Source organism: Ruminococcus sp. 1001713B170207_170306_F1 (assembly GCF_015668065.1).
Taxonomy (GTDB): Bacteria; Bacillota; Clostridia; order Lachnospirales; family Lachnospiraceae; genus Blautia_A; species Blautia_A faecis.
On record NZ_JADPEX010000013.1, the window covers coordinates 43,493 to 65,665 of the forward strand.

Genomic DNA, 22,173 nt, shown 5'->3' on the forward strand with positions numbered 1-22,173 from the left:
TATTTCGGAAAAGCCGCATCTCTGCGGCCTTCCGCTTATTTAAATAACTCCCTGCAAGCGCCGTACACCAGCGTTTCCAGCACCTGCGGGTACAGTTCTCCAATCTGCTCCTTGTGGGAAACAGTCAAGATCAGTCCCCGTACCGTGGCGGCAGCCAAAGAGATGCCGCGATTCGGCGCAAGGTCATATTTCTCCAAAAGTAGACGAATGTGCGTCTCGTCATCGTGGTAATGGACATTTTTGATGTCCTCCGGCAGTCTCTGCAAAAGCAGCTTCGCATCGTTTTCAATGAAAACCATGTCGCCGGTATCGGACAGCCGCCGGCAGACGGCAAGAACCGCCTTTGCCGCACGCTCCGACGGCGGCAAGCCGTTTGTTTCGCTCAGTGCATGGTCAGCCACTCCGTAAAGATCGGAGTGAACGTTCTCCAAAACCGCGAAGAAAAGCATTTCCTTGGATTCGTAGAATTTATAGAACGAGCCCTTTGAAATGCCGACCGCCTTCGTCAGCTGCTCTACGGAGGTTTTCTTCATCCCCAGCGTGACAGCACAATGTCTCGTTTCCTTCAGCAACGCCTTGCGGAGCTGCTCAGTTTCGTAATCGGTAAAAGCCAAGGTCGCACCCTCCCTGAAATATGACCATTTCGGTTCTTCTGGTCATATTATACCGCGCTTCTTTCTGGTTTGCAAGAGGTGCGGAGAAAAAAACGCTAATCAAAAGGGGGTGCAGTGTTACAGAAAGAGACGCTGGAATTCTGGTAACCGGTAATCGCTGTTGCCGCGGTAAAAGAAACTATATCGTAAATAGGGTAGAGGGAAAATAAATATTTTCGCCCCTCCCATTGAACCGTACGTACGGGTCTCGTATACGGCTCTACAATTTATATTCCAACTTTAACTAAGTAATAGGATAAGGGATTGAGCAGACCAGCTCCATCTTTTATCCTGTTTTCAAGTAAATCCTTGCTGATAATGAAATTCACCACGTTCATTCCGCTTCTTTTGTACCAACCCAGTCTCGAATTTGAAGCTTTAAATATTTCTTTATTGCTAAATCTGTTCTTATGTTTCCAGTTCAGATAGCTTAGATTCCGATAAATGGTTTTGGGTCTCTTCCATTGCTTCATGACAATTACTCTGATTTTATGTCTCAGCCATTCCCCGAGTTCTTTCACAAACTGTTTCATCTTTCCAATTCTGAAATAATTTATCCACCCTCGTACAATCTCGTTTACCCTTTTAATTGTAACTGCAAGTGGTCTCGCTACTGCTTTTCCTCTTTTCAGATATTCGCTCAGCTTCTTTTTCAGTTTCTTTTTCTTTTCATTGGTCGGTCTGACTTTCCATTCTGAACCATTCTATAGTATCGTAAAAATTTGTCTTTTAATACATACTTATCATTCCGAAATACAACCGTGACAGGCTTATCAAAATGTCCACGTTCTTTATAATATTCAATCATAGAATCAATTTTCTTTTCTGCTGGCCTATTCTTTTTAAAACATGGTGGAACTTCAATTTGATTTATAGGAATGCTTCTTATCCCATCAAAGTATTCTGGTTGTGTCGTTGTGATTTTTCTGTGCTTTTCATTTTCACTATTTCTAAGATAAATCTCTGCATTCTTTATATCCATTTCAATTTCATGCTTTTCTGATTCAGATAATTTCTCTGTAGCCGCAATATAAAAAGCACATTTTTCATCTTGCACACACCTTTTTCCTACATTTTCAACACAGTTAATATTATAGCACTTATTTTTCTTCTCTTTGTATATACAGGATATCTGAAGTAATAGATTGCTTGATTGTTGTCCTGTTCAAGTTCATTCAACACTTGCCAAAATGTCGTAGCAAATGCTGAAGAAAGCTGTCGAATCAAAAAGGGGCGTGGACAGTGCTTTGACTATCCACGCCCCTTTATCGGGCAAGAGTATTCGATTATGTAGACCTCCTTCTTGGGGAGGATGCTAAAAAGGATAATTTCCTCATAGGCGGCCATCTTTTACTCTTTTATTAGCTGTCTGTAACTGTTCTGTTCAAACATTGGAGAGATTTTCAGCAAGCATCATAAGGGCCAAAAAACTCTTTTTACTAACAGCATGTTCCATACGGCAGGCATCATCCATAGCGGTTTTTTCACCCACACCGAGGCTCGTCAATAAATCGCAAAAGATATTGTTACGAGTACACTCATCTGATTCATTTTCATTGACTCCCTTTGTCATACCTGTCTGCATTGTTTTCTGATTCCCGAAGCTCTATCGATGTACCGTCTGTGCTTCAGCCAAACGATAGAACAATCCCTTTTGATTCAGAAGTTCCTCCGGCGTTCCCGTCTCTGCGACGCGGCCCTGTTCCAGGACAACAACCTTATCGACGTTTGCAATCGTCCGCATACGGTGCGCAATAACCAGTACAGTTTTCCCCTGCAGCAACACGGACAGTGCCTGCTGAACCAAGTTCTCATTCTCCGCATCCATGGAAGCTGTGGCTTCGTCCAAAATAACTACCGGCGCATCCTTCAGGATCGCCCGGGCGATAGAGATACGCTGCCGCTCGCCTCCTGAAAGGGCGCAGCCATTCTCACCGATATTGCTGTAATAGCCGCCAGGCAGACGGGAAACAAACTCCTCGCACTGAGCTGCCCTGGCTGCCGCCAGCACTTCCTCATCTGTCGCCCCCGCCCGACCAAGGCGGATGTTCTCCATAACGGAATCGTCAAAAAGGGTCACATCCTGAAAGACGATGGCATAATTCTTAAACAGCGTTTCCGGCTCCACAGTCGTCACGTCCACGCCACCCAGCAGTACCTGACCGGTATCTGCATCCCAGAACCGGGCTGCCAGACGGGAAACAGTAGACTTTCCGCTGCCGGAAGGGCCTACAAGCGCAGTGATCTGCTCCTGTTTCGCTACAAAGGAAATCCCATTGAGTACAAGCTCATCATTGTACGAAAAAGAAACATCCTTAAACTCAATGTCGTACCCATTGTTCTTACAAACAGGCTGACCAGTCTGCTCCACTGTCGCTTCCATCTTCTTCGTCCGCTCAATGCTGACAAATGCAGAAAACAGTTCCGCCATCAGCATAAAGCAGGAACCAAAGGGTTCATAAACACGGCCTGCTACCAACAGATAAAGAATAAACATATTGACGGACAGCATATTTTGAGCTACCAACAGACCTCCAACCAGCAGAACTGCCACCAGCCCAAAGCGTACTGTCAGCTGCGCCAACGTCACAGCAGTACCTGGAGCCAGCTCATTACGAAACGCACACTTTACCACATAATCCAGTTTTTTCTCAACTCCATCCAGGTATTCCTGTTCCAGACCGGCGGAGCGAAGCTCCTGTATGGTATCCAGATATTCCTGCACCCCATCATAAGCGGCACGGTGAGCGTCATAATTGCGGCTTTCCGCTTTTGTCTGGGCCTTTCTGGCCGCTATCAAAATAAGCGTAGCTACCGGTACCGGCAGAACAATGCACAGCCCCATGCGCCAATCCATGATCAAAAGCCCCACGGACACAATCACAAACATAATGACTGTTCCAAAGAGACTGGGAACCGCATTGGAAAAAATTCTTTCCAGTTTAGAGCAGTCACCCATCATGGTTGTTGTCAGATCAGACAGATCACGCTGACCGAAAAATGCCAGTGGGAGCCGCCGCAGCTTTTCCGCCAGGGTAATTCTCCGGTTAGCGCTTTCTTCATAAGCCACTTTATAAGTCAGGTTATACTGAACCCATTGGGTTATGAAAATCAAAAGTAAGAGAACCGCCGCCATCAGAACTATCACTCCTGGCTGCATTGTCAGTCCAGTCTCCCCGCAGAGCCTGTTCAGAAGTCCCATGGTCACTAGCATCAAGAGGGAAATGGGAGCCATGATGCACAAATGTCCTATCGTAGTTGCCACAATCCCGTACTTTAATTCCCGTTCCCCCTGATCGCTTAATGCGAATAATTTCTTCAGCATGGTTTCACCTCCTCTTTCCGGTCAATCTTCCAGGCGATTGCCTGATTGTAATCTGCCCACATATGGGCATACTCGCCATTCTTACCAAGCAGTTCCTGATGCGTTCCCTGTTCTACCAGACGCCCTGCTTTCATTACCAGGATCTGATCCGCATCCTGAATGGTGGACAGCCGGTGCGCAATCATAATGACTGTTTTTCCCTTTGTCAGTTCCTTCAGGGCTGCCTGAATCTGTACCTCATTTTCCGGGTCGGCAAATGCCGTGACTTCATCCAGAATGATGACCGGTGCGTCCTTCAGAATTGCTCTGGCAATAGCCACCCGCTGTACTTCTCCTCCGGAAAGATAGACGCCTTTCCCACCCACGATGCTGTCAATGCCCTCCGGCAGCTTTGCCAGAATATCATCACACTGTGCCAGACGGGCTGCCCGCAGGATATCTTCCCGGCTGGCATTTTTGCAGCCGCCGCGGATATTTTCCTCCAGTGTTGTTTTCAGTAATTTGGGATTCTGGAAGACAAAAGCAATCTTTCCCATGACTTCCTGTCGGGAAATCTCAGAAAGTTCCACGCCGCCCAGCGTAATGCGCCCCTCCTGCACATCATAAAAGCGGGGGACCAGGGTCCCGATGGTGGTCTTGCCGGAGCCGGAATGTCCCACCAGTGCCGTAACGGTTCCGGCTTTTGCTGTAAAACTGACATCTGAAACCGCAGGCTGTTCGCCTGTGGGATAGGTAAAGGTCACATGCTCAAAGCAAATGTCGCTGCCCTGTGCCATTTGCGGCTCCTGTGCCTCTGACTGCTCTCTGGCAAGCAGAATTGTGTCAATCCGCCGCATAGATTCCATAGCCTGCATCTTATAGTTGCTCATGTACATGATCTTGTTGAGAACAGATGCGCATGCAGGTGCAAAAATCAGATAAAACAGGAAATTCTCTATAAAGGCAGTCAAATCTCCCGCCGAAGTCATGCCGATGAGTGCGGCAGGGATCAGCACAAGAAAAGCGGCATTGACCACAGTATTGAAGCCCACATATCCGGGCTTGCAGGCCATAGTAAAGGCCAGTGCGTCATCCCGATAAGCATTGATCGCTTCCTTGAAGCGCCGTATCGAATGTACCGACTGTCCAAATACCTTGATCACGGAGATTCCCCGGACATACTCCACCGCCTCGTGGTTCATTTCCTCCTGAGCGTCCTGATAGCGCTTCATGAAATTCATGGTTTTTTCGCCCATCATTGTCATCTGGCAGGCAAAGCTTGCAAGCATCAGAACGATCAGCGGAAGGCCAATGCGCCAGTCCATAGCCAGCATCAGCACAAGGCTGGCAACCGTCGTGACCTGAGCGCTCACCAGATCCGGCAGCTGATGGGCAAGGTAAGTCTCCATTTGGGCGCTGTTTTCATCAATGATTTTTCTTAGCTTACCGCTGGGATTTTCCTCAAAATACCCCATTGGCATCCTGGACAAATGACGGAGCGCTGCCATTTTTAAATTCTTTTCTGTATGAAAAGCTGCGGTATGGGAGCACATAAGTGCCGCAAAATTAATGATCAGCCCGGCCAGTTCCAGCGCCAATGCCCACACACCCCACTGCACCAGGGACGAGATAACAAAACCTCCTCCGGTCAGTCCGGTTAAAAGCGCACGGGCCGCAAAATAAACACACACAAACGGTCCCAGAAGGAACAAGGCGCTGATGCCGGACAACAACTGCGCAGCGCCCAGTAGGGGACGATGCCGTCCTGTAAACTCTAGCAGGCGCGGAATACCGGTTTTCTGCGGCTTCTTTGTCTGCGCATCCTCTCCAAATACCTTCTTCATATAAATCACTCCTCTCTCATCAAGCGGTATAAATTTCTTTACTTCTCCTGCGTGGATATGCAGAATATGGGTCGCACAGCGCAAGATCAGCTCCGGATCATGTGTCACGATCAGGGTACTGGCTGCCTGTTTATTGGCTGCACGGATCAGCTCCGCTGTCCGCAGCAGATTTTCTCCATCCTGACCGCTGGTCGGCTCATCATAAAGCATCAGTTTTCGCTTCATGCAAAGAGCTGTTCCCAGAGAAAGCCTTTGTTGCTGACCTCCGGAGAGGGAGCCAGGGTGACGGTTCTCCATACCATTTAAGCCCAGCGTTGTCAAAACCTCTTTGCCCTTTTCTTCTGACAGTGCCGGATTATTCAAGGTCAATTCACCCAATACCGTATCGCTGAACAGTTGATGTCCTGCCTCCTGCATGACCAGGTAGACCTGCTCCGGCAGCTTTTTATGTGCGATCTTCTTGCCGTCGATCCGTACTGTACCCGTATGCTTCAAAAGACCTGCCAAGCAAAGACTGAAAGTGGATTTCCCGGCACCGTTTTCTCCGATCACCGCTACGATTGCCCCTGACGGTATTTCTAAATGCGGCACATTCAGTACCTGGCGCATCTGGCGGCTAAACTGAAGCCCATCTATTTCCAGCCCGGTACTCTTTTGTTTTATCAGCCCCATATCGGGCCTCAGTTCATAAAGCTGCTCCTGCTTTACTGCCCTGAGTCCCAACGCTTTGCGCTTCTCCAGCGAAAGATCTGCCGCTGCTTCCGGCGTAAATTCCTGCCTGATCCGGCCATCCTCCAGCAGCACATAACGGTCAGCGATTCCCTCCAGATACCACAGCCGATGCTCTGAAATCAGCACAGTTCTTCCTTCATCTTTCATCATGCGGATCAACTTCTGCAGTTTTCGGATGCTCTCCATATCCAGATTAGAAGAAGGCTCATCCATAACGATGACCGACGGTAAAGCCGCATAAACGGAGCCACAGGCGATCTGCTGTTTCTCGCCGCCTGACAGTTCAAAAATATTCCGGTCCATCAGCTCCTGCAGGTTCAGACGATAGGACACCTCCTCCAGACGCTTCTTCATCTGCGGGCGGGGGACATTCTGATTTTCCAGATTAAAAGCCATCTCTCCGGTCGTATCCAGATGGAAAAACTGGGTACGGGGATTCTGGAAGACACTTCCCACAATCCGGGACGTTTGGGACAACGGTGTCTGCTGCATTTCCTGTCCGCCTACAAGGACATTCCCCTCCAGTTTCCCGGCATAAAAATGAGGGATAAGACCGTTTACCAGGCGAAGCATGGTCGTCTTCCCACATCCGCTTTTCCCACAAAGTACCACACATTCTCCGCGTGATGCCTGAAAGCTTACATCAGACAGCACCTGCATTTCATTTGCTTCCCCATTCTGATAAGAAAAGGAAACATGATTCAGTTTGATCAAAACATCTCCTCCCTTCCTCAGAAACAAAGATTCCAGAACAGCAGTCCGGCAGAGACAGCTATTATACACCAATCCAGAGCCTTCATCTGAACCTCCGCATAACTGGTTCGCGGCATATTTTTGTCAAACCCCCGCGCCATAACAGCAGCTGACATCTCATCCACGATAACCGAGCACTGCAGCAAAAAGGGAACCAGCATATATTCCATCATCTGCAGCGGACGACGAAGAACATTTTTCCATGTCAGCGCCATCCCTCTTAACCGGAGCGCCTGATTCACCATCTGCCATTCTTCCTGGATAGTCGGGACAAAACGGAGCATCACCGCCAGAGGAATGATGACCTCGTTTGGCAGATGCATCTGAGTAAATGCACTGATATATTCCCCAATCCTAGAAGTCTGTGTCACAATATAAAAGGCTGCAAACATCGGTAAAATAAACCGGCAGAAATGACATGCCAGCATGATGATATTCTGCAGTATCCCTGACAATCGCGGTGCTAGAAACAGATCGCATAAAAACATAACTGCAAAGATAAGACCGGTATAAAAAGCCCTCTTCCATTTCTGGCACAGAAGCGTTATCCCCACACACAGGGCAAGAAGGACAAATTCCTGCGGATGTGTCAGCCCGGAAAATGCCGAAAGGCAGGCGGCAATAAATACCGCCAGCTTACTTCTCGGATCCAAAAGACCACTGGAAATCTTTTCGCGGTTCACGCTGTAATACCGGCTTTCACAAAATGTTTTTTCAGGATCTTTCTTCCAAACAGACCGCCAAGTAATCCGCCCACCAAAGCCAAAGCAATCAGCACAAGAACAATCCAGCTGGGCGTCAGCTTATCCAGCGTTGCGATATATTCTTCTCCATAGTACCCTGCACAACTTTCTAAGAAGGCGTCCTTTGCCAGAATAAGGGCAAAGAAGGGACCCATAGAAGTCAGGTTGAACACACAGTAGCTGACTGCCAGAGCACCTGCAGATTTGCGTCTTTTTGCGGTAATGAGTTCAGCGATTAATCCCCATACAACTGCAAAAATCAGCGGATAAATGGTTGCCATGGACGTAATCAGCCCCACCAAGATCGCCAGCACCAGGATCGCACCGGTGCGCGGCACCTTGGTGGCATACAGCATATACACAGTTCCCAGTATGATGCCGGCAATCAACGGCGTTGCCAGAAAGAGGATTGGAACAATGGTCAGGACTGAAGACAACACCGTGAGCAGCACTAAATAAATTGCGCCAAAGGCGCCTGCGGTAATTAAATCCTTTGTTGTAAGTTTTGTTTTCATATGTATTTCTTTCCTTTCTGTATTTTGAGTTAGTCTATGCTAACTTAAACATATTACCATGTGAAAGATCCTTTTGCCACTCCGAAAAGCCATGCCTTCTGCAAAATGCTCCAAAAAGCCAAAAAATGACACCTCCATCCGGAAGGTGTCACTATGATTTTCTTCTACTTTTTTTCCTTTCGATAGGCACTTGGTCTGCAGCCTATCACCGCATGGAATGCCTCTGAAAATTTGCTTGGATTCTGATAACCCATTTCCAGCGCAATTTCGCTGATTTTTTTATCTGACTGGCGCAAAAGCTGTGCCGCCCGATGCATTTTGTAACTACGCAAATATGCGTAAGGTGATTCGCCATAAATTTGCCTGAATCCATCTTTTAACTGTGTCAGACTTAAATTGTGCTCCAATGCCAGTTCCTTCAGATTGGTCCGGTGTTCCATATCCTGTACCAGATGCTCCCTGACATGCTTGATCCGCTCCACAGTCACTCCCGAAATATAGTCCTGGTTCTCCTCAAAAAGAGTTTGTCTGAATTGGAAATGATAAAGGAGCTCCAAAATCTTCAGTCGCAAAAAGGGCAGAGACGGACGATCCAGATGTGTATACAGTTCCTGATATACATGCTCTATTTCCGCATTGCGGCGAAATACCGGGGATCTTGATTCAAGAGAATATTTCTCTGTGATTGCCTCCGCACTGATTTGAAAGGCCTGAAGCTCCGGTACATCCTTCATGACCTCCGGAAACAAAATAATAGTGGACCCATAAAAGTAGTTCAAGGGGAAGGAAGACGCGATTGGCGGGTGCATCTGGCTGTTCAGGGTAATATCGCCTTCTCCCAAATAGAGATAATTCCGGCTGTCAAACGCACATTCAAACCGCCCCTTCCGGCAATGATTGATCCCGATTACATTCTGCTTTTCACCGCTTCGGAAACAGCTCTCAGAAGAAAAATCTACAACCATGAGCTGTACTCCCGGAAAAATGTCATACAGCCACATATCGGCGGTGCCATCCTTTACCTGAAAATCCACATAGGTCACAAAGGATTCCTTCCCCGGTATTTTTTTGTCCTGTCTTAAATAATTCAATTTCTCCATGGCTGACGCATCTCCTATGACAAAGCTGAATGGCAGTTTATATCTATCCTATTTTCTCAGTATTACCAGCTTGTTAGAAAGGTTTTTAACAGGCTGTATCCATCCCAGCAACTTATAGACAGGATACAGTTCCTTCATCCCTTCGACCAAACTCACATCCTCGATCCATGTAAGCCCCGACACTATGCTCTCCAGTTCCTTACCGCTTTTCAGGCCCCAGGTAAAGCGAGCCTGTCCATTATCCAGCCGGTAGACCCGTGTATCCAGGCCACAGGCGATATTAACAACAGTTGCATCCGGATATTCCTCTAAAAAGGCACCCACCATCTGATCCAACAGAATGGTGCGGGCAATCACACCGCTGCTCATGGCAGCATCCTTCTCCGCCTTGGAAAAGTCATAGTCCAGCTGCTTCACGATCTCTATAGCCTTCGCATCATAAAATTTATGTTCCTTCTTCTGAGAATGGGCCGCCCGGGCAAACAGAGTCTGCAGCATGGTTTCCGGGACACCATGAATCTTTACTTTTTCCATATCTGTCATGTATGAGTGCCCCCTTATGGTTAGCTAAAACTAATCATAGTTTACAACACCAACCTGGAAAAGTCAATTTGTATTCCTTGTGTAGCTAGGGCCATGATGGATCACACCATGAATGGAGGTTCAGCCGTGGCCTTTTTCTGTTTTTCTTTGCGGATACAGCCATTTTTCCACCTTCTAATTGTAGTATTAGTAGAGGGAGAAATAGAAGGTAGGGTTTCGATAGCAAGCGAGTACCCGCTTGCGATTTTTCGGATTTTCAGGTCCATTGCCCGAAAATGAAAAATGCTTGTTGGTATAATCCCAAACCCTTGCGGGATATGTACCCTTTCCATAGCTGCTACAAATTCACTGACTGTTGTGGATTCAATCAAATAGTATCCCATGATGAACCCTGGTAACATATGTGTGTAAATGCCAATAGCTGCACCCAAGACAAAATTCCATGTTCCAGTTAACAATGGCAATACCGTCAGCTCTAACGCAAATAAGACAGCATACATCGCGGAGAATTTCAGAACGCTTTTCCATCGTTTCGATAAGAGCAGCAAGCACATAGGGAACGCCATCAGGCAGGGCCGTATAACAGTCATAATTCCGCCTGTTCCTCCTGCCACCATAATGGTACTGACGGTAACAGTAAGAAAAATTTTAGTGCGTGGGTCTATTGGGATGATTGCCTTTTTTTCAAAAGGTAATCCTGTGGTTTCTGCCATCATACAATGCCTGCTTTTTCAAAATGTTTCTTCAATACGGCCTTACCAAGTAATGCACCCAGGATGCCGCCGAGGAATGTAACAACAAACAGAACTGGGAACATCCAACCAGGCGTATAAGACATCAGCGTATCGACATACTCCTGCCCATAACTGCTGACAAGAGAATCAAAGAACTCGGTACGGGTCAGAAACATCCGGCTCACAAAACCCATAATCCACAGGGAAAATACACCGTTACCCAACAGGGTGAATTTCCAGCTTTTATATTTGCCAGATTTCATAATAAGGTCAGCCGCAACACCGAAAACAATACCGAAAATTAAAACCAAGACGCCGCTGCCGATCAGCATATTCAGCAATCCAAGGATAATGCCAGACAGTGTTACCATGCCAAACTTTTTTACCTTTGTAAGATACAGCATAAAAGGGATGCCGCAAATAATCGGGCAAACCAGCCCAAGCAGGGGAATGAAAATTGGTATATATCCCAACATCATACCTGCAAAGAACAAAACAAAGTAGATGGCTGTGAAGATACCAACATTGATTAGGTCTTTTGCCTGTAACTTATTCTTTTCCATAGGTATTCCTCCAAAGGTTAGCACAATCTAACCCATTCTGTAAAAATTTGTGCAGAACGATTCTGCACATCTATACTATACAAGAATCAGAACATCAGCGCCACTCTGAACGGTTCAAAATCGCTCCAAATGGTTTTGGGTTTTATCTAAGCTCGACATTCCCCAATATCTGTTCTTAAATAATGTTGTCATTCCATACCCTAAACTTCATAATATTCACCTTCAATTAATCTCTTCTTACTTGCCACAATAATACTCCATTAAATCAAAACATTTTTCTATTATCTAGACATCGGATATTTTTTTATTATGCCGCAAACATTTCCTTTCTACGCTCCACATCAGTTTCTTTGTTTTTTAGTTTTCATTTTGTTTCCCGCTTTCCTGCTCGTTTTATAATCTATCCGATCAAAGGCTCTTCTTGTCTTTTTTCTCCTTCCGCCAGCCTGAACATAAAAAAAGACACCAAAAAACAATTCTTTGCTTTTGATGTCATTTCTGTCTTTTCAGGCTGGCGCCTGAACCAATATTACAGAAGCCCGAACGGACTTCTTCGGTGCGTTTTGCACAATCTGTTTTCAAATCCCGGACCACTCCGGGATTTGAAATTTCTTATTCAGAATATTTCCTGAATGAAACTGTTTACACATTTATCATAGCACCAGATTTTGTTTGCGTCAACATTTCAAGCACAATATATAGATAATATCTGTTAATTAGATGCAAATTTCTGTGCTAAATAATTCATTCAAGTTATGCTGTATCATTGCTCTGTTTTTCAACCGAAGCTTTCAATTTCTGAAAAGCCTCTTCGCTGATTGCATGTTCTATCCGACAGGCATCCCTTTCTGCGGTTTCCCGATCAACCCCGACAGCTACAAGCTGCTCCGTAAAGAACTGATGGCGTTCATAAATTTTCTCAGCAACCTCCCGCCCGTCTTCGGTCAGATGGAAATATCCATCTTCATCCACGGTCAGAAAACCGCCATTCTTTAACACGCCTACTGCATGGCTGATACTCGGTTTACTGAATCCCATGTGCCGGGCAAGATCAACGGAACGAACCATGACTTTTTTCTTTTGCAATACAAGGACTGCTTCTAAATAGTCCTCGCCCGACGCATAAATCTTCATTTCTGCCTCCCTTACTGTGCCAGTTTCCAGCCGATAGCCTCCTGTCTTGCGGATACGAAATCCGCATACAGGCCCTTCTGCTGGATCAGCTCTGCATGAGTGCCGCTCTGGACGATATGGGAATCATCCAATACCAATATCTGATCCGCGCCCCGGACGGTTTTCAGGCGGTGGGCGATCATAATAATGGTCTTGTCGTGCGTCAATTCCGCAATCGCCCGCTGCAATTCTTCTTCATTTTCCGGGTCAACGCTGCTTGTGGCTTCATCCAGAATGATAATCGGGGCGTTTTTCAGTATGGCACGGGCAATAGAAATGCGCTGCTTCTCACCGCCGGACAGGGTTCCGCCGCCCTCCCCGATCAACGTATCATACCCATCGGGCAGGGCGGAAATAAATTCATGGCAGCAAGCCTTTTTCGCCGCCTCTATGACCTGTTCGTGCGTGGCGTCCGGACAGCCGAATTTGATGTTGTTCTCAATAGAATCGGCAAACAGATACACGTTCTGGAATACCATGCTGATATTCTTCATCAGGCTGTCCAGCTTGAAATCCCGCACATCTTTGCCGCCAACCGTAATCCTCCCGGCGTCTACATCCCAAAACCGGGCAATTAAGTTGCACATAGTCGTCTTGCCAGAACCGGACGGGCCGACAATGGCAGTGGTCGTTCCGGCAGGGATCGTAAAGCTGACATGATCCAGAATTTTTCGGTCTGCGTGGCCCAGACCACCTTCTCTGTCTGCTCCGCAGCCATTCACCTTGTAGGAAAAGTCCACGTTATCAAATACGATTTCCGAGGATGCCGGAACCACATCCGCCCCCTTTTCATTCATGACCGGCGTATCGTCAATAGAGTTTGCCGTATCCATAGAAGCCGCCAGCATTTGCAGCAGGGAGGCCATGTTTCCGGCGTTTTCCAGATCATTGAACACCATAAAGGAAGCGACCACCAAAATCACGCCATAGGCCAATGACAGGGAAGCGTTCAGCCAGAAGTAAATGGAGGCCAGGGGCAGCAAAACACTGAACACCCGGACAACAACCTGTTTCAGGGCATCATAGGGGACACTGGCTTTTGTCAATTTCAGATTGTCCCGGCAGCTTGCCTTGATTGCGCTGTCAATGGACTGTGTGCTGTCCTTCTCCATACCGAAGGCTTTCACGATCCCCATCCCCTGGATATACTCCAGGACGGATTCCACAAGGCTTTCCTGTGTATGCTGCCGTACTCCGCTTAAGCACGCAGATTTACGGAGCGCAAGCTCCGCCGCTACAAGATAAAGCAGGACGCCAATAGCGGCAATCAGACCGATCCTCCAGTCAAAAACCAGCAGGACGATGACAAGCGCCACCGAATTGAAAAATCCGCCCAACACAGATACCAGCACACGCGCCGCCGAATTTTCCACATCCCCTAACGTGGTGGTAACGATAGCGGTAATGTTCCCGATACTGTTCTTGTTAAAATATCCCATCGGAATGTAACGTAGCCGGTCTCCGATATGGATACGCTTTTCCGCTACCATACAGTAGCCGGTTTCCGTCTGCTCCATCGTGGAGAAATAGGTCGTGATGATCCTTCCAACCAGGGAAACAGCCATGATGCCCAAAGAAATCCAGATAAACCGTCTGTCCCGGTTATCGGATACCAGCGCCTCCACCACGATAAAGAGGGCGGCAAACTGTAAAGCTGCAAACAGGCCGGAGAGGAACGCAAACAGCAGGGATTTTTTCAGCAGTCCCTCTTTGCTGCCAGCAAACGCAATAATTTTTTTCAATGTTCCATACATTTGACAACACCCCCTTACATCTGATCCTTTGCGCCGATATGCGCCTGCCACATATCCCGGTAAAGGGGACAGGTTTCCAGTAACTTATCATGCGTTCCCTGGGCATGGATAGTTCCGTCCTTCACAACCACGATATTATCTGTATTGATGATGGTAGACAGCCGGTGGGCAATCACGATCAGCGTCTTGCCTGCCGTCAGGGCGGAGATTGCTTTCTGCACGACTGCCTCATTCTCCGGGTCAATGTAGGCGGTCGCCTCGTCCAAAATCACCACCGGTGCGCCTTTCAGCATGGCGCGTGCAATAGCGATCCTCTGACGTTCACCGCCGGAAAGATGGGAACCGGCGCTGCCGACAACGGTATCATACCCTTGATCCAGCTTACGGATAAAGGTGTCACAGCCACTTTGTTTTGCTGCCTGCTCCACCTCCGCATCTGTGGCGTCCGGCCTGCCCATGCGGATATTTTCCCGGATGCTGCGGTTAAACAGGTAATTATCCTGCGATACATAGGAAATCTGGGCGGCAATTTCAGACAGCGGTATCTCCTTCAGTTCATGGCCGCCCAGGGTAATACTGCCAGACGTAACATCCCAATACCCAGCGATCAGCTTCGCCACGGTAGATTTGCCGGAACCGGACGGTCCTACAAGGGCGGTCATGGTTCCCGGCTGGATGGAAAGGCTCACATCATGCAACACTTCGTTTTCCCCATCATAGGAAAAGGAAACATGGTCGAGTCCGATACTGGTATCTGCCAGATTTACCGGCGTATCTTTATGATCCAGTTCTTCCGCGTTCAATAGCTGGCTGATTTCCTCCACATTGGTTCCCAGTACAGCCAGGTCATCCGTAAAGGTAAAGACGGACATGATCGGCCCCACAAGCCCCAGGGAGAAAATCACAATGGAGAGGAACGCAGATAATTCCAGGCTGCCGGACAGCCAGAAGGCAAACCCACAAGGCAGCACACAGATCAGCACTGAGGGAAGGATCGCATTGTAGGCACTCATGGTTTTCTGGTTTTCCCGCATCCATTCCACATAGTAATTCGCATTGTAATTCACGGCGTCCGAATATTTCTTGTATGAACCGGCCGACTGGCTGAACGCCTTGACAACTTCAATCCCGCCGATATATTCCACAATGGCGTTCGCCATATCTTTCCCGGCTTTGACCGCGCCCTCCCATTTCTTTGGGTAACTCATCATACCGACAGACATTACGGCAAGACCGACTACCAGCGTAACAAGGGACAACAGCGCCATGCGCCAGTCCATAATGAAAAGATACACGACAATTACCACCGGAACCAGGATGTTTGCGGTCATCTCCGGGATGAGATGTGCAAACGTGGATTCCATCCCTTCCACCCGGTCAACAATCGTTGTTTTATACTGACCGGACGGAGTATCCAGGATCGTCCCCATCGGAACGCGGGCCAGTTTTCCTGTCAGCCTCCACCGGATATCCCGCAGCGTGTAATAGGCCGCTGTATGGGAAATAGTCGTTGACAGACTGGAAAACAGCACTTTCCCTAGGTAGCCGCAAAGTGCGACCATGCAACCTGTCACATAACGGGAAAAATCCTGCTCCCCGTCCAACATCATTGTGACGATATGCGCCACAATGAAATAAGGCACCATCTGACAGGCAACGCCCAAAACCGCAAGGACGACGCTGCCGATGAATTTCCCGTGATACGGTTTGCCCCAGCCCAATAAAACACTTATTGGCGACGCTTTCTTTTCTTCCTTCATTTTTCAGATACCCCCTTTATGAAGTATTCTCTTATTTTTCTGAGGCCATCTTCATCCATTCCGTACTGGTCAATAATCGAACCATCCTCAAGATGAATGATGTCCGTACAGCAATCTAAAATCAGTTCCAGGTCATGGGTAATGACATACACAGTGATTCCGGCATCCTTGACCTGCCGTAATACATTTGCAACCTCTTTCATATGCCTGTAATCAAGGCCGCTGGTCGGTTCATCAAAAAACAGGATCGAGCGTTTTGAAGCGATTACCGAAGCAATCGCAACCCTTTGTTTCTGGCCTCCGGACAGGGACATGGGATGCCTTTCCTTAAAATCCAGTAAATCTAACCGACTTAGGATTTCTTCTGCCCGCTTCTGGTTTGCTTCCTCCATACTGATCAGCACTTCATCAAGGACCGACTCGGTGAAAAGCTGATGATTTACCTCCTGCATGACCATATAGCAGGTATTCAGCCGGTCTTTCGGACGGTATTTCTTTCCGTTCCAGACAATCTCCCCACAGCGCTTCTCCAAGCCGCAGAAACAGCGTGAAAAAGTGGATTTCCCGGCGCCGTTATTCCCGATAATTCCAACGATCCGGTTCGTAGGGATTTCACAATCCATGATATGTAAGGTTTCCGGTTCGTTTTTATAGGCAAAGTGGAAATTACGAAGCGCAAGGGCGGTCTTTTCCTGCTGCGGTAAAACCGGAGGCAGGAGACGCTCCAAAGCAAACGTGCGCAGTCCCATATCGGAACGCTGCTGCTCCGTGAGCTGCTCAAATTCTGCCGCAGAATAATCATGACTCACCTGCCCGTCTGCCAGATAGATAAACCGATCCGCTAGACCGCGAAGATAATAAAGCCGATGTTCCGATACAATGATTGTTTTCCCCTGCGATTTCCAAAACGCAAGAATCTTTCTCAAATCAAGGATGGAAGCCGTATCCAGGTTAGATGAGGGTTCGTCCATAACGAGAACATCCGGTTCCATAATGGATACCCCGGCACAGGCAATCTTTTGTTTCTCCCCGCCAGATAAGTGGAAGATATTACGGTCCATCAGCTTCTCCAGCCGGAAGTCCCGAACCGTTTTTGCCAGCCGTTCCCGGATGTCTTTTTCTGGCTGTCCAAGATTTTCGCAGCCAAATGTAATTTCACTGGTGGTATCCACATTGAAAAACTGGGACCGGGGGTTTTGAAACACGCTGCCCACAACTGCAGCTGTATCGTAAAGGGGCTGTTCGGAAACCTTGGCTCCATTTACCCATACTTCTCCCGTCATCTTTCCCTCATAATAATGGGGGATCAGTCCATTAATCAGGCGGGTGACCGTAGTTTTTCCACACCCACTTTCACCGCAAAGGACAACAAACTGACCATCCTCTATATTTAGATCAATATCCCGAACACCGCCGGTATTTTCATTCTCTTCTCCATAAGAAAATGAAATATGGTCAATCTTTATCATAAGCTCACCCCCTTAAAAAGAAAAATACTGTCCCAGCAAAAACAGAGCGAAACATAAAGCACAGAGCAGGATCGCAATCATGTCCTGAACATGAAAACCAATCTGACATACGTTAGTCCGTTTGACCGGAGCGCCAAGCCCCCGCGTCAGTGCAGCGGCGGAAAGTTCATCTCCGATTTTCACAACAGACACCATCAGCGGTACAAGACGGTATTCCACCATCAAAAATGGATTTTTCCCTCCAAACCGGATACCCCTCATTTTCATTGCATCACTGATCGCCTGGTATTCTTCGCTGATCGTAGGGAAAAAACGAAAAATAACAGACAAAGGGATGACGATTTTCTCTGTCAGGTGCATACGTTCCATCGAACCGATAAACTCACTGACTGAGGTGGAGGAAAGCAGCCAGGCCCCCGTCATAATACCAGGGGCAAACCGCGTCATAATGGATGTCATCGCCAAAACCACAAAGGACAGCAGATTGCTTAATGTCGTCAGCGCTATGCGTTCCAGTGCAAAGCAGGCGAGATATAAAAGCAGGTATTTGCCTGCCGTTTTGAAGCGGCGTTCCGACAGGATCAGCACAAAGGGGATTAGGCTTAACACAGGTTTTACAAAATTCATAATCCCTTCGTTGCTGGTGCTGAACATCAATGTAGTAACCGTCAACAGCAAAATCAACTTCGTACGCGGGTCGAGCCGGATTCCTTTCCTTTTGTCCGTTGTGGCGGAAAAGGATACCCCCTCCATTATGCGATGCCCGCTTTCGCAAAATGTTTTTTCAGAAGCGTTTTTCCAAGCAGTCCGCCCAAAATGGCAAAGACAAAAATCCCGGCAACCACAAGGATAATGCTCCACATCGGCATAACCGCCATTACCCGGTCGGCATATTCCTCCCCGAAGCTGGCGGCAAAGCTGGCCCAGGAGTCCTCGACCATAAAATACATCGGAATATATGTACCTACCATCCACAGGCTAAATACAGCATAACCAAGGATGCTTTTCTTTGCACTTTTATAGTCGCCGGATTTCAAAATGAGATCCCCAAGCAGGCCGAAAATCAGTCCCATAGGAACACCCCAAAATCCCATGCCGGTAAGTCCCATCAGCAGGCCGCTCAAAACACCCATGATTGTAACCATGCCGAATTTCTTAACCCTTGTGAGGAACAGCATGAAAGGGATACCGGTAATCAGCGACCACAGACTTCCGAGAACAGGAAGAAAGATCGGGACAAACCCAATCGGAATGGCGACACAGCAGCCAATGACAAAGTAAAGAACCGTGAACAGACCAAGGTTAATGAGGTCTTTTGCTTGTAACTTGTTATTCATGATGAATACCTCCACATTCGTTTTCCAGTTAGCATCTTCTAACCTTTTATAGGATAGCATAGTACCGGCTGATTCTCTACAACCAATCATCTTTTTAGCTCCAAACAGCACCGAGTTTTTCTGTTGACTGACTTTGACTGTGATTTTATAATAGAAGTGCAAGGCTCAAACAGAGCGGTTAACAGACCAAATGACAGGAGTTAGAAAATGAAGATAGATGAAATTATCAAGAAAAGCATTGAAATTCCAGGTATATCTATAAAACGGGGCGAATTTAGCGCAGAACTCATTCTAAAGGAGAGAGACGGGAAAGGTTCCATGACTTTTTTTCCTCTGTTCCCAGGAGTTACATTGGCTTATATTTTTGTGAATTCTCCCGCCTGGACAGCCCCAGACTTTCACGATAATGGCTCCATGGAAACAGGACCATTGCTCTTAAATTACTGTGTAACAGGACGATGCGAACTCATCCTAAATAACGGGAACTTTGTGTATGTGAAAGATGGGGAGATATCCTTAACCGAACGATTCGCCAGACATCAATACGTTTATCCCCGCCGAATCTATGAAGGAATTGAGTTTTTTGTGGATATGGATACCGTAAATGCTCAAAGCTCCTGGGTAGAGGCTGAATTTGATATTGATTTCCACAGACTCAGAGATCTTTACTGCCCGGATGGGGGTACTTATATTGCGTCGGTTACTACTGAGATAGAAGAAGTCTTAAAAAAGCTGTGGTCATTACTGGATATTTCTGTTCCGCTGGCAATCCCACAAATGAAAATCTATACCCTTGCCCTGTTTTCACTGCTTCAAAATCTGAAAGAAATACCACCTTCCCAAGCCTGCACATTCTTCACAGAAACACAGGTAGACATTGCAAAACGTGTGGAAAAAATCATCACTTCTGATCTGCGTCAACACCATCCTGCGTGGGAACTGGCTGCACAGTTTTCCGTCAGTGAAACCAGCCTGAAGAACTACTTTCGCGGAGTTTATGGTCAAAATATATCAATTTATTTACGTGAAGTTCGTATGCAACGAGCTGCTGAATTACTCACTACTACAAACTTATCTGTATCGGAAATTGCAGAACAAGTTGGTTATTTGAATCAAAGCAAGTTTTCTTCGGCATTTAAGAAGCAGTTCAACGCTTCGCCATTAGAATTTAAGCGTCGCAAAAATTTAGAGAGAAATACTTCCAACTGACGGGTTCTAACATTTTTCACAATAAATATTTTTATTAGAAACTCATGACAAATGAAGTCAAAGTCATTTCTTATATTACAGGAAGTGACTCTGATTATTATAATTTACACCACTTTACAACTTTTTCATAAAAAAATATCGCACAGGGCTTTCTGATGTATAATGAATTTGCTGAAAACATTACAAAGGAAAGTGACCCTGTACAACAAAAGCATTATACAACGAAAAAACTCTGATTGGTAGACTTCATCAATATTTTTTGATTTATTTTGAAACTTTTTCTGTTCCGACAGCAGATACCTTATTTTTGCTGATATTATCCATACTGGCCTTAGAATCCGCACATTCCATCCGGTTTCTATATCAGCATTTTTTATCCAGAATAACGGAGAAATCACTGAATGTTTTTTATTATGCGTGTTCCTATGCAAAGGTTGATTATTCCAGATTTATGAATACTACTGTCAGGATTGTTTTGAAGCTGATACCGGATTCATTGCAGACGCAGCCTGTATTTCTGTGCGTGGATGATACGATGGTATCTAAATTTGGCACAAAATTTGAAAATGTTTCAAAACTGTTTGACCATGCCGCACACAACGGTTCCAACTATCTGAATGGACACTGCTTTGTGAGTGTCATGCTCTGCGTACCTGTCTGGAATGGGGATAAAGTATATTATCTTTCCGTTCCTCTTGGCTATCGTATATGGCAGAAAAAAGAGTCTAAACTGGAACTGGCAGCCTCCATGATCCGGCAGGTTATGCCTGAATTTCACAGCAAAGATCATGTCATCATCCTTTGTGACAGCTGGTATACAAAACAGAACCTGATATCCATCGTTGATGAATATCCGAATCTGGATCTGATTGGCAGTGCAAGGATTGATTCTGTCATGTATGATCTTGCACCTGCACGGACCGGTCATCGGGGATGTCCTGCCAAACATGGAAAACGTCTTTCTGTTGAAACAGAGTTTACGTTTTCCAATGAAAAGACCGGTGATTATTATACCGGTGTCCGCCGGGTTCTCACTAAGATCTTCGGCAACAAGGAAGTCCTTGCCTATGTCACTGCCACAGAAAAAGAACATGGTACAAAACGACTGTTTTTCAGTACCATGTTCCCGGAAGATCTGCAGATTTTCTGTGCATGGCAGGAAAAAGCACCATTGAATCAGACCGGAAGTGACCGTATGAAATACATTCCACTGTTGCTATATTCGTTTCGCTGGAATATTGAAACAAGCTACTATGAACAGAAAACGTTCTGGTCTTTTTGTAACTATATGGTGAGAAGCTGCAAAGGGATTGAAATGCTGGTCAAATCTGATTAACATCAGTTACTGCGCCATGAAGATTCTACCCTATCAGAACGAACGTGGCGATAAAAATACCTGTCTGGAATTTCATCCTACAAATTCCAAACAGGTATCGTATGTTTTATCTCTTATTATTCTTTAGACTCCATATCATATCCGCCAATCATCAGATCAATGCCACAATTCCCCCGATAATCACTGCCAGCGGCAGACTCATTACTAGACTGAGGAAGAACCACTTCCAGTGGAATGCATAATCATGATACGCTTCTGTCATATCCTCTGTTCCCGGAATCACCCACCATGTTCCATGACAGAACCAGATACTGTCGATCACCAGTGCATCAAACAATGAAAATGCGTTAAAAAATATATAAGACTGTATGAATCCTGCCCCAAATGTATACTGCTTATTCACTCCACAGGTAATCACAATACTCAACACGATCATTCCAATCAGTCCAATAACTTTGTTCCTTTTCGCATTTGCATTCATCTCTTCCTGTGTTGTAATTCCTCTCTCAATTGCACGTTTCTGAATTGCCGGCGGATAATTATAAAGCTGCTTCCTTGCCCCCTGCACTTTGAACAACCCCAGCATGAAAACCGAATATACCAGACTATAAACAATTGCTTCTACTACTATCTTTGCTGCCATCTTATTCA

The 22,173-nt window shown here is 46.5% G+C and carries 21 protein-coding genes; 2 read left to right on the forward strand and 19 right to left on the reverse strand.

The features are described from left to right. Positions 1-35: 35 nt before the first annotated feature. The 18 genes from I4V84_RS09455 to I4V84_RS09540 all read right to left on the reverse strand — a co-directional run bounded on the left by I4V84_RS09455 (position 36) and on the right by I4V84_RS09540 (position 18,977). The gene (locus tag I4V84_RS09455) at positions 36-614 is read right to left on the reverse strand and encodes a TetR/AcrR family transcriptional regulator (RefSeq protein ID WP_187566326.1); all 579 of its coding nucleotides are present in this window, start codon (positions 612-614) and stop codon (positions 36-38) included. A 266-nt stretch (positions 615-880) separates the two neighbouring features. Continuing rightward, positions 881-1,309, reverse strand: coding sequence for a group II intron maturase-specific domain-containing protein (locus I4V84_RS09460; RefSeq protein WP_226837927.1), 429 nt, complete (start codon positions 1,307-1,309; stop codon positions 881-883). Beyond that, positions 1,306-1,710 (reverse strand): hypothetical protein, encoded by a 405-nt coding sequence (locus I4V84_RS09465; RefSeq protein ID WP_021926392.1) that lies wholly within the window; start codon positions 1,708-1,710, stop codon positions 1,306-1,308. The genes I4V84_RS09460 and I4V84_RS09465 overlap by 4 nt, the downstream gene beginning before the upstream one ends. Positions 1,711-2,037: 327 nt before the next feature. Continuing rightward, on the reverse strand, positions 2,038-2,226 hold the full coding sequence (locus I4V84_RS09470; protein WP_243284062.1) for an iron dependent repressor, metal binding and dimerization domain protein: 189 nt from the start codon (positions 2,224-2,226) through the stop codon (positions 2,038-2,040). 33 nt (positions 2,227-2,259) lie between these two features. Beyond that, positions 2,260-3,978, reverse strand: a complete 1,719-nt coding sequence (locus I4V84_RS09475) for an ABC transporter ATP-binding protein (protein WP_195991771.1) — start codon at positions 3,976-3,978, stop codon at positions 2,260-2,262. Then, a complete protein-coding gene (locus tag I4V84_RS09480) occupies positions 3,972-7,247 on the reverse strand; it encodes an energy-coupling factor transporter ATPase (protein WP_195991772.1) in 3,276 nt (1,091 codons plus the stop codon). The genes I4V84_RS09475 and I4V84_RS09480 overlap by 7 nt, the downstream gene beginning before the upstream one ends. Before the next feature lie 17 nt (positions 7,248-7,264). Continuing rightward, entirely contained in the window at positions 7,265-7,969 is a 705-nt protein-coding gene (locus I4V84_RS09485; RefSeq protein WP_195991774.1) for an energy-coupling factor transporter transmembrane component T, read from the reverse strand. Then, the gene (locus I4V84_RS09490; RefSeq protein WP_021926387.1) at positions 7,966-8,544 is read right to left on the reverse strand and encodes an MptD family putative ECF transporter S component; all 579 of its coding nucleotides are present in this window, start codon (positions 8,542-8,544) and stop codon (positions 7,966-7,968) included. Before I4V84_RS09490 ends, I4V84_RS09485 begins: the two co-directional genes overlap by 4 nt. Before the next feature lie 164 nt (positions 8,545-8,708). Continuing rightward, positions 8,709-9,644: an AraC family transcriptional regulator gene (locus I4V84_RS09495; RefSeq protein ID WP_195991776.1), complete on the reverse strand. Its 936-nt coding sequence runs from the start codon at positions 9,642-9,644 to the stop codon at positions 8,709-8,711. Positions 9,645-9,692: 48 nt separating this feature from the next. Beyond that, entirely contained in the window at positions 9,693-10,187 is a 495-nt protein-coding gene (locus I4V84_RS09500; RefSeq protein WP_226854527.1) for a class I SAM-dependent methyltransferase, read from the reverse strand. 101 nt (positions 10,188-10,288) lie between these two features. Further along, complete coding sequence (locus I4V84_RS09505; protein ID WP_195991778.1) at positions 10,289-10,903, reverse strand: energy-coupling factor transporter transmembrane component T; 615 nt, start codon at positions 10,901-10,903, stop codon at positions 10,289-10,291. Further along, positions 10,900-11,484, reverse strand: a complete 585-nt coding sequence (locus I4V84_RS09510; RefSeq protein ID WP_187566336.1) for an MptD family putative ECF transporter S component — start codon at positions 11,482-11,484, stop codon at positions 10,900-10,902. The genes I4V84_RS09505 and I4V84_RS09510 overlap by 4 nt, the downstream gene beginning before the upstream one ends. A 753-nt stretch (positions 11,485-12,237) precedes the next feature. Next, positions 12,238-12,618, reverse strand: coding sequence for a metal-dependent transcriptional regulator (locus I4V84_RS09515; RefSeq protein WP_195991780.1), 381 nt, complete (start codon positions 12,616-12,618; stop codon positions 12,238-12,240). 11 nt (positions 12,619-12,629) lie between these two features. Continuing rightward, on the reverse strand, positions 12,630-14,411 hold the full coding sequence (locus tag I4V84_RS09520) for an ABC transporter ATP-binding protein (protein ID WP_195991782.1): 1,782 nt from the start codon (positions 14,409-14,411) through the stop codon (positions 12,630-12,632). Between the two features lie 14 nt (positions 14,412-14,425). Beyond that, the gene (locus tag I4V84_RS09525; RefSeq protein ID WP_195991784.1) at positions 14,426-16,171 is read right to left on the reverse strand and encodes an ABC transporter ATP-binding protein; all 1,746 of its coding nucleotides are present in this window, start codon (positions 16,169-16,171) and stop codon (positions 14,426-14,428) included. Beyond that, the gene (locus I4V84_RS09530) at positions 16,168-17,640 is read right to left on the reverse strand and encodes an energy-coupling factor ABC transporter ATP-binding protein (protein WP_195991785.1); all 1,473 of its coding nucleotides are present in this window, start codon (positions 17,638-17,640) and stop codon (positions 16,168-16,170) included. The genes I4V84_RS09525 and I4V84_RS09530 overlap by 4 nt, the downstream gene beginning before the upstream one ends. 12 nt (positions 17,641-17,652) lie before the next feature. Further along, on the reverse strand, positions 17,653-18,393 hold the full coding sequence (locus tag I4V84_RS09535; protein ID WP_118331633.1) for an energy-coupling factor transporter transmembrane component T: 741 nt from the start codon (positions 18,391-18,393) through the stop codon (positions 17,653-17,655). Beyond that, complete coding sequence (locus tag I4V84_RS09540; RefSeq protein WP_019161220.1) at positions 18,393-18,977, reverse strand: MptD family putative ECF transporter S component; 585 nt, start codon at positions 18,975-18,977, stop codon at positions 18,393-18,395. Before I4V84_RS09540 ends, I4V84_RS09535 begins: the two co-directional genes overlap by 1 nt. A 207-nt stretch (positions 18,978-19,184) precedes the next feature. Here I4V84_RS09540 and I4V84_RS09545 point away from each other — a divergent pair, with 207 nt between their 5' ends. Beyond that, positions 19,185-20,186 (forward strand): AraC family transcriptional regulator, encoded by a 1,002-nt coding sequence (locus I4V84_RS09545; protein WP_195991786.1) that lies wholly within the window; start codon positions 19,185-19,187, stop codon positions 20,184-20,186. Between the two features lie 259 nt (positions 20,187-20,445). Continuing rightward, complete coding sequence (locus I4V84_RS09550) at positions 20,446-21,522, forward strand: transposase (protein ID WP_334286055.1); 1,077 nt, start codon at positions 20,446-20,448, stop codon at positions 21,520-21,522. Between the two features lie 151 nt (positions 21,523-21,673). On the opposite strand, the gene I4V84_RS09555 is transcribed toward I4V84_RS09550, so the two are convergent. Further along, positions 21,674-22,165, reverse strand: coding sequence for a hypothetical protein (locus I4V84_RS09555; protein WP_187566344.1), 492 nt, complete (start codon positions 22,163-22,165; stop codon positions 21,674-21,676). Between the last annotated feature and the right edge of the window lie 8 nt (positions 22,166-22,173).

Bases quoted from the DNA above. Each gene is read 5' to 3' on its own strand.
- I4V84_RS09470 (WP_243284062.1), bottom strand. From the start codon at position 2,226: ATGACAAAGGGAGTCAATGAAAATGAATCAGATGAGTGTACTCGTAAC.
- I4V84_RS09475 (WP_195991771.1), bottom strand. From the start codon at position 3,978: ATGCTGAAGAAATTATTCGCATTAAGCGATCAGGGGGAACGGGAATTA.
- I4V84_RS09490 (WP_021926387.1), bottom strand. From the start codon at position 8,544: ATGAAAACAAAACTTACAACAAAGGATTTAATTACCGCAGGCGCCTTT.
- I4V84_RS09495 (WP_195991776.1), bottom strand. From the start codon at position 9,644: ATGGAGAAATTGAATTATTTAAGACAGGACAAAAAAATACCGGGGAAG.
- I4V84_RS09500 (WP_226854527.1), bottom strand. From the start codon at position 10,187: ATGACAGATATGGAAAAAGTAAAGATTCATGGTGTCCCGGAAACCATG.
- I4V84_RS09505 (WP_195991778.1), bottom strand. From the start codon at position 10,903: ATGATGGCAGAAACCACAGGATTACCTTTTGAAAAAAAGGCAATCATC.
- I4V84_RS09510 (WP_187566336.1), bottom strand. From the start codon at position 11,484: ATGGAAAAGAATAAGTTACAGGCAAAAGACCTAATCAATGTTGGTATC.
- I4V84_RS09515 (WP_195991780.1), bottom strand. From the start codon at position 12,618: ATGAAGATTTATGCGTCGGGCGAGGACTATTTAGAAGCAGTCCTTGTA.
- I4V84_RS09520 (WP_195991782.1), bottom strand. From the start codon at position 14,411: ATGTATGGAACATTGAAAAAAATTATTGCGTTTGCTGGCAGCAAAGAG.
- I4V84_RS09525 (WP_195991784.1), bottom strand. From the start codon at position 16,171: ATGAAGGAAGAAAAGAAAGCGTCGCCAATAAGTGTTTTATTGGGCTGG.
- I4V84_RS09530 (WP_195991785.1), bottom strand. From the start codon at position 17,640: ATGATAAAGATTGACCATATTTCATTTTCTTATGGAGAAGAGAATGAA.
- I4V84_RS09535 (WP_118331633.1), bottom strand. From the start codon at position 18,393: ATGGAGGGGGTATCCTTTTCCGCCACAACGGACAAAAGGAAAGGAATC.
- I4V84_RS09540 (WP_019161220.1), bottom strand. From the start codon at position 18,977: ATGAATAACAAGTTACAAGCAAAAGACCTCATTAACCTTGGTCTGTTC.
- I4V84_RS09545 (WP_195991786.1), top strand. From the start codon at position 19,185: ATGAAGATAGATGAAATTATCAAGAAAAGCATTGAAATTCCAGGTATA.
- I4V84_RS09555 (WP_187566344.1), bottom strand. From the start codon at position 22,165: ATGGCAGCAAAGATAGTAGTAGAAGCAATTGTTTATAGTCTGGTATAT.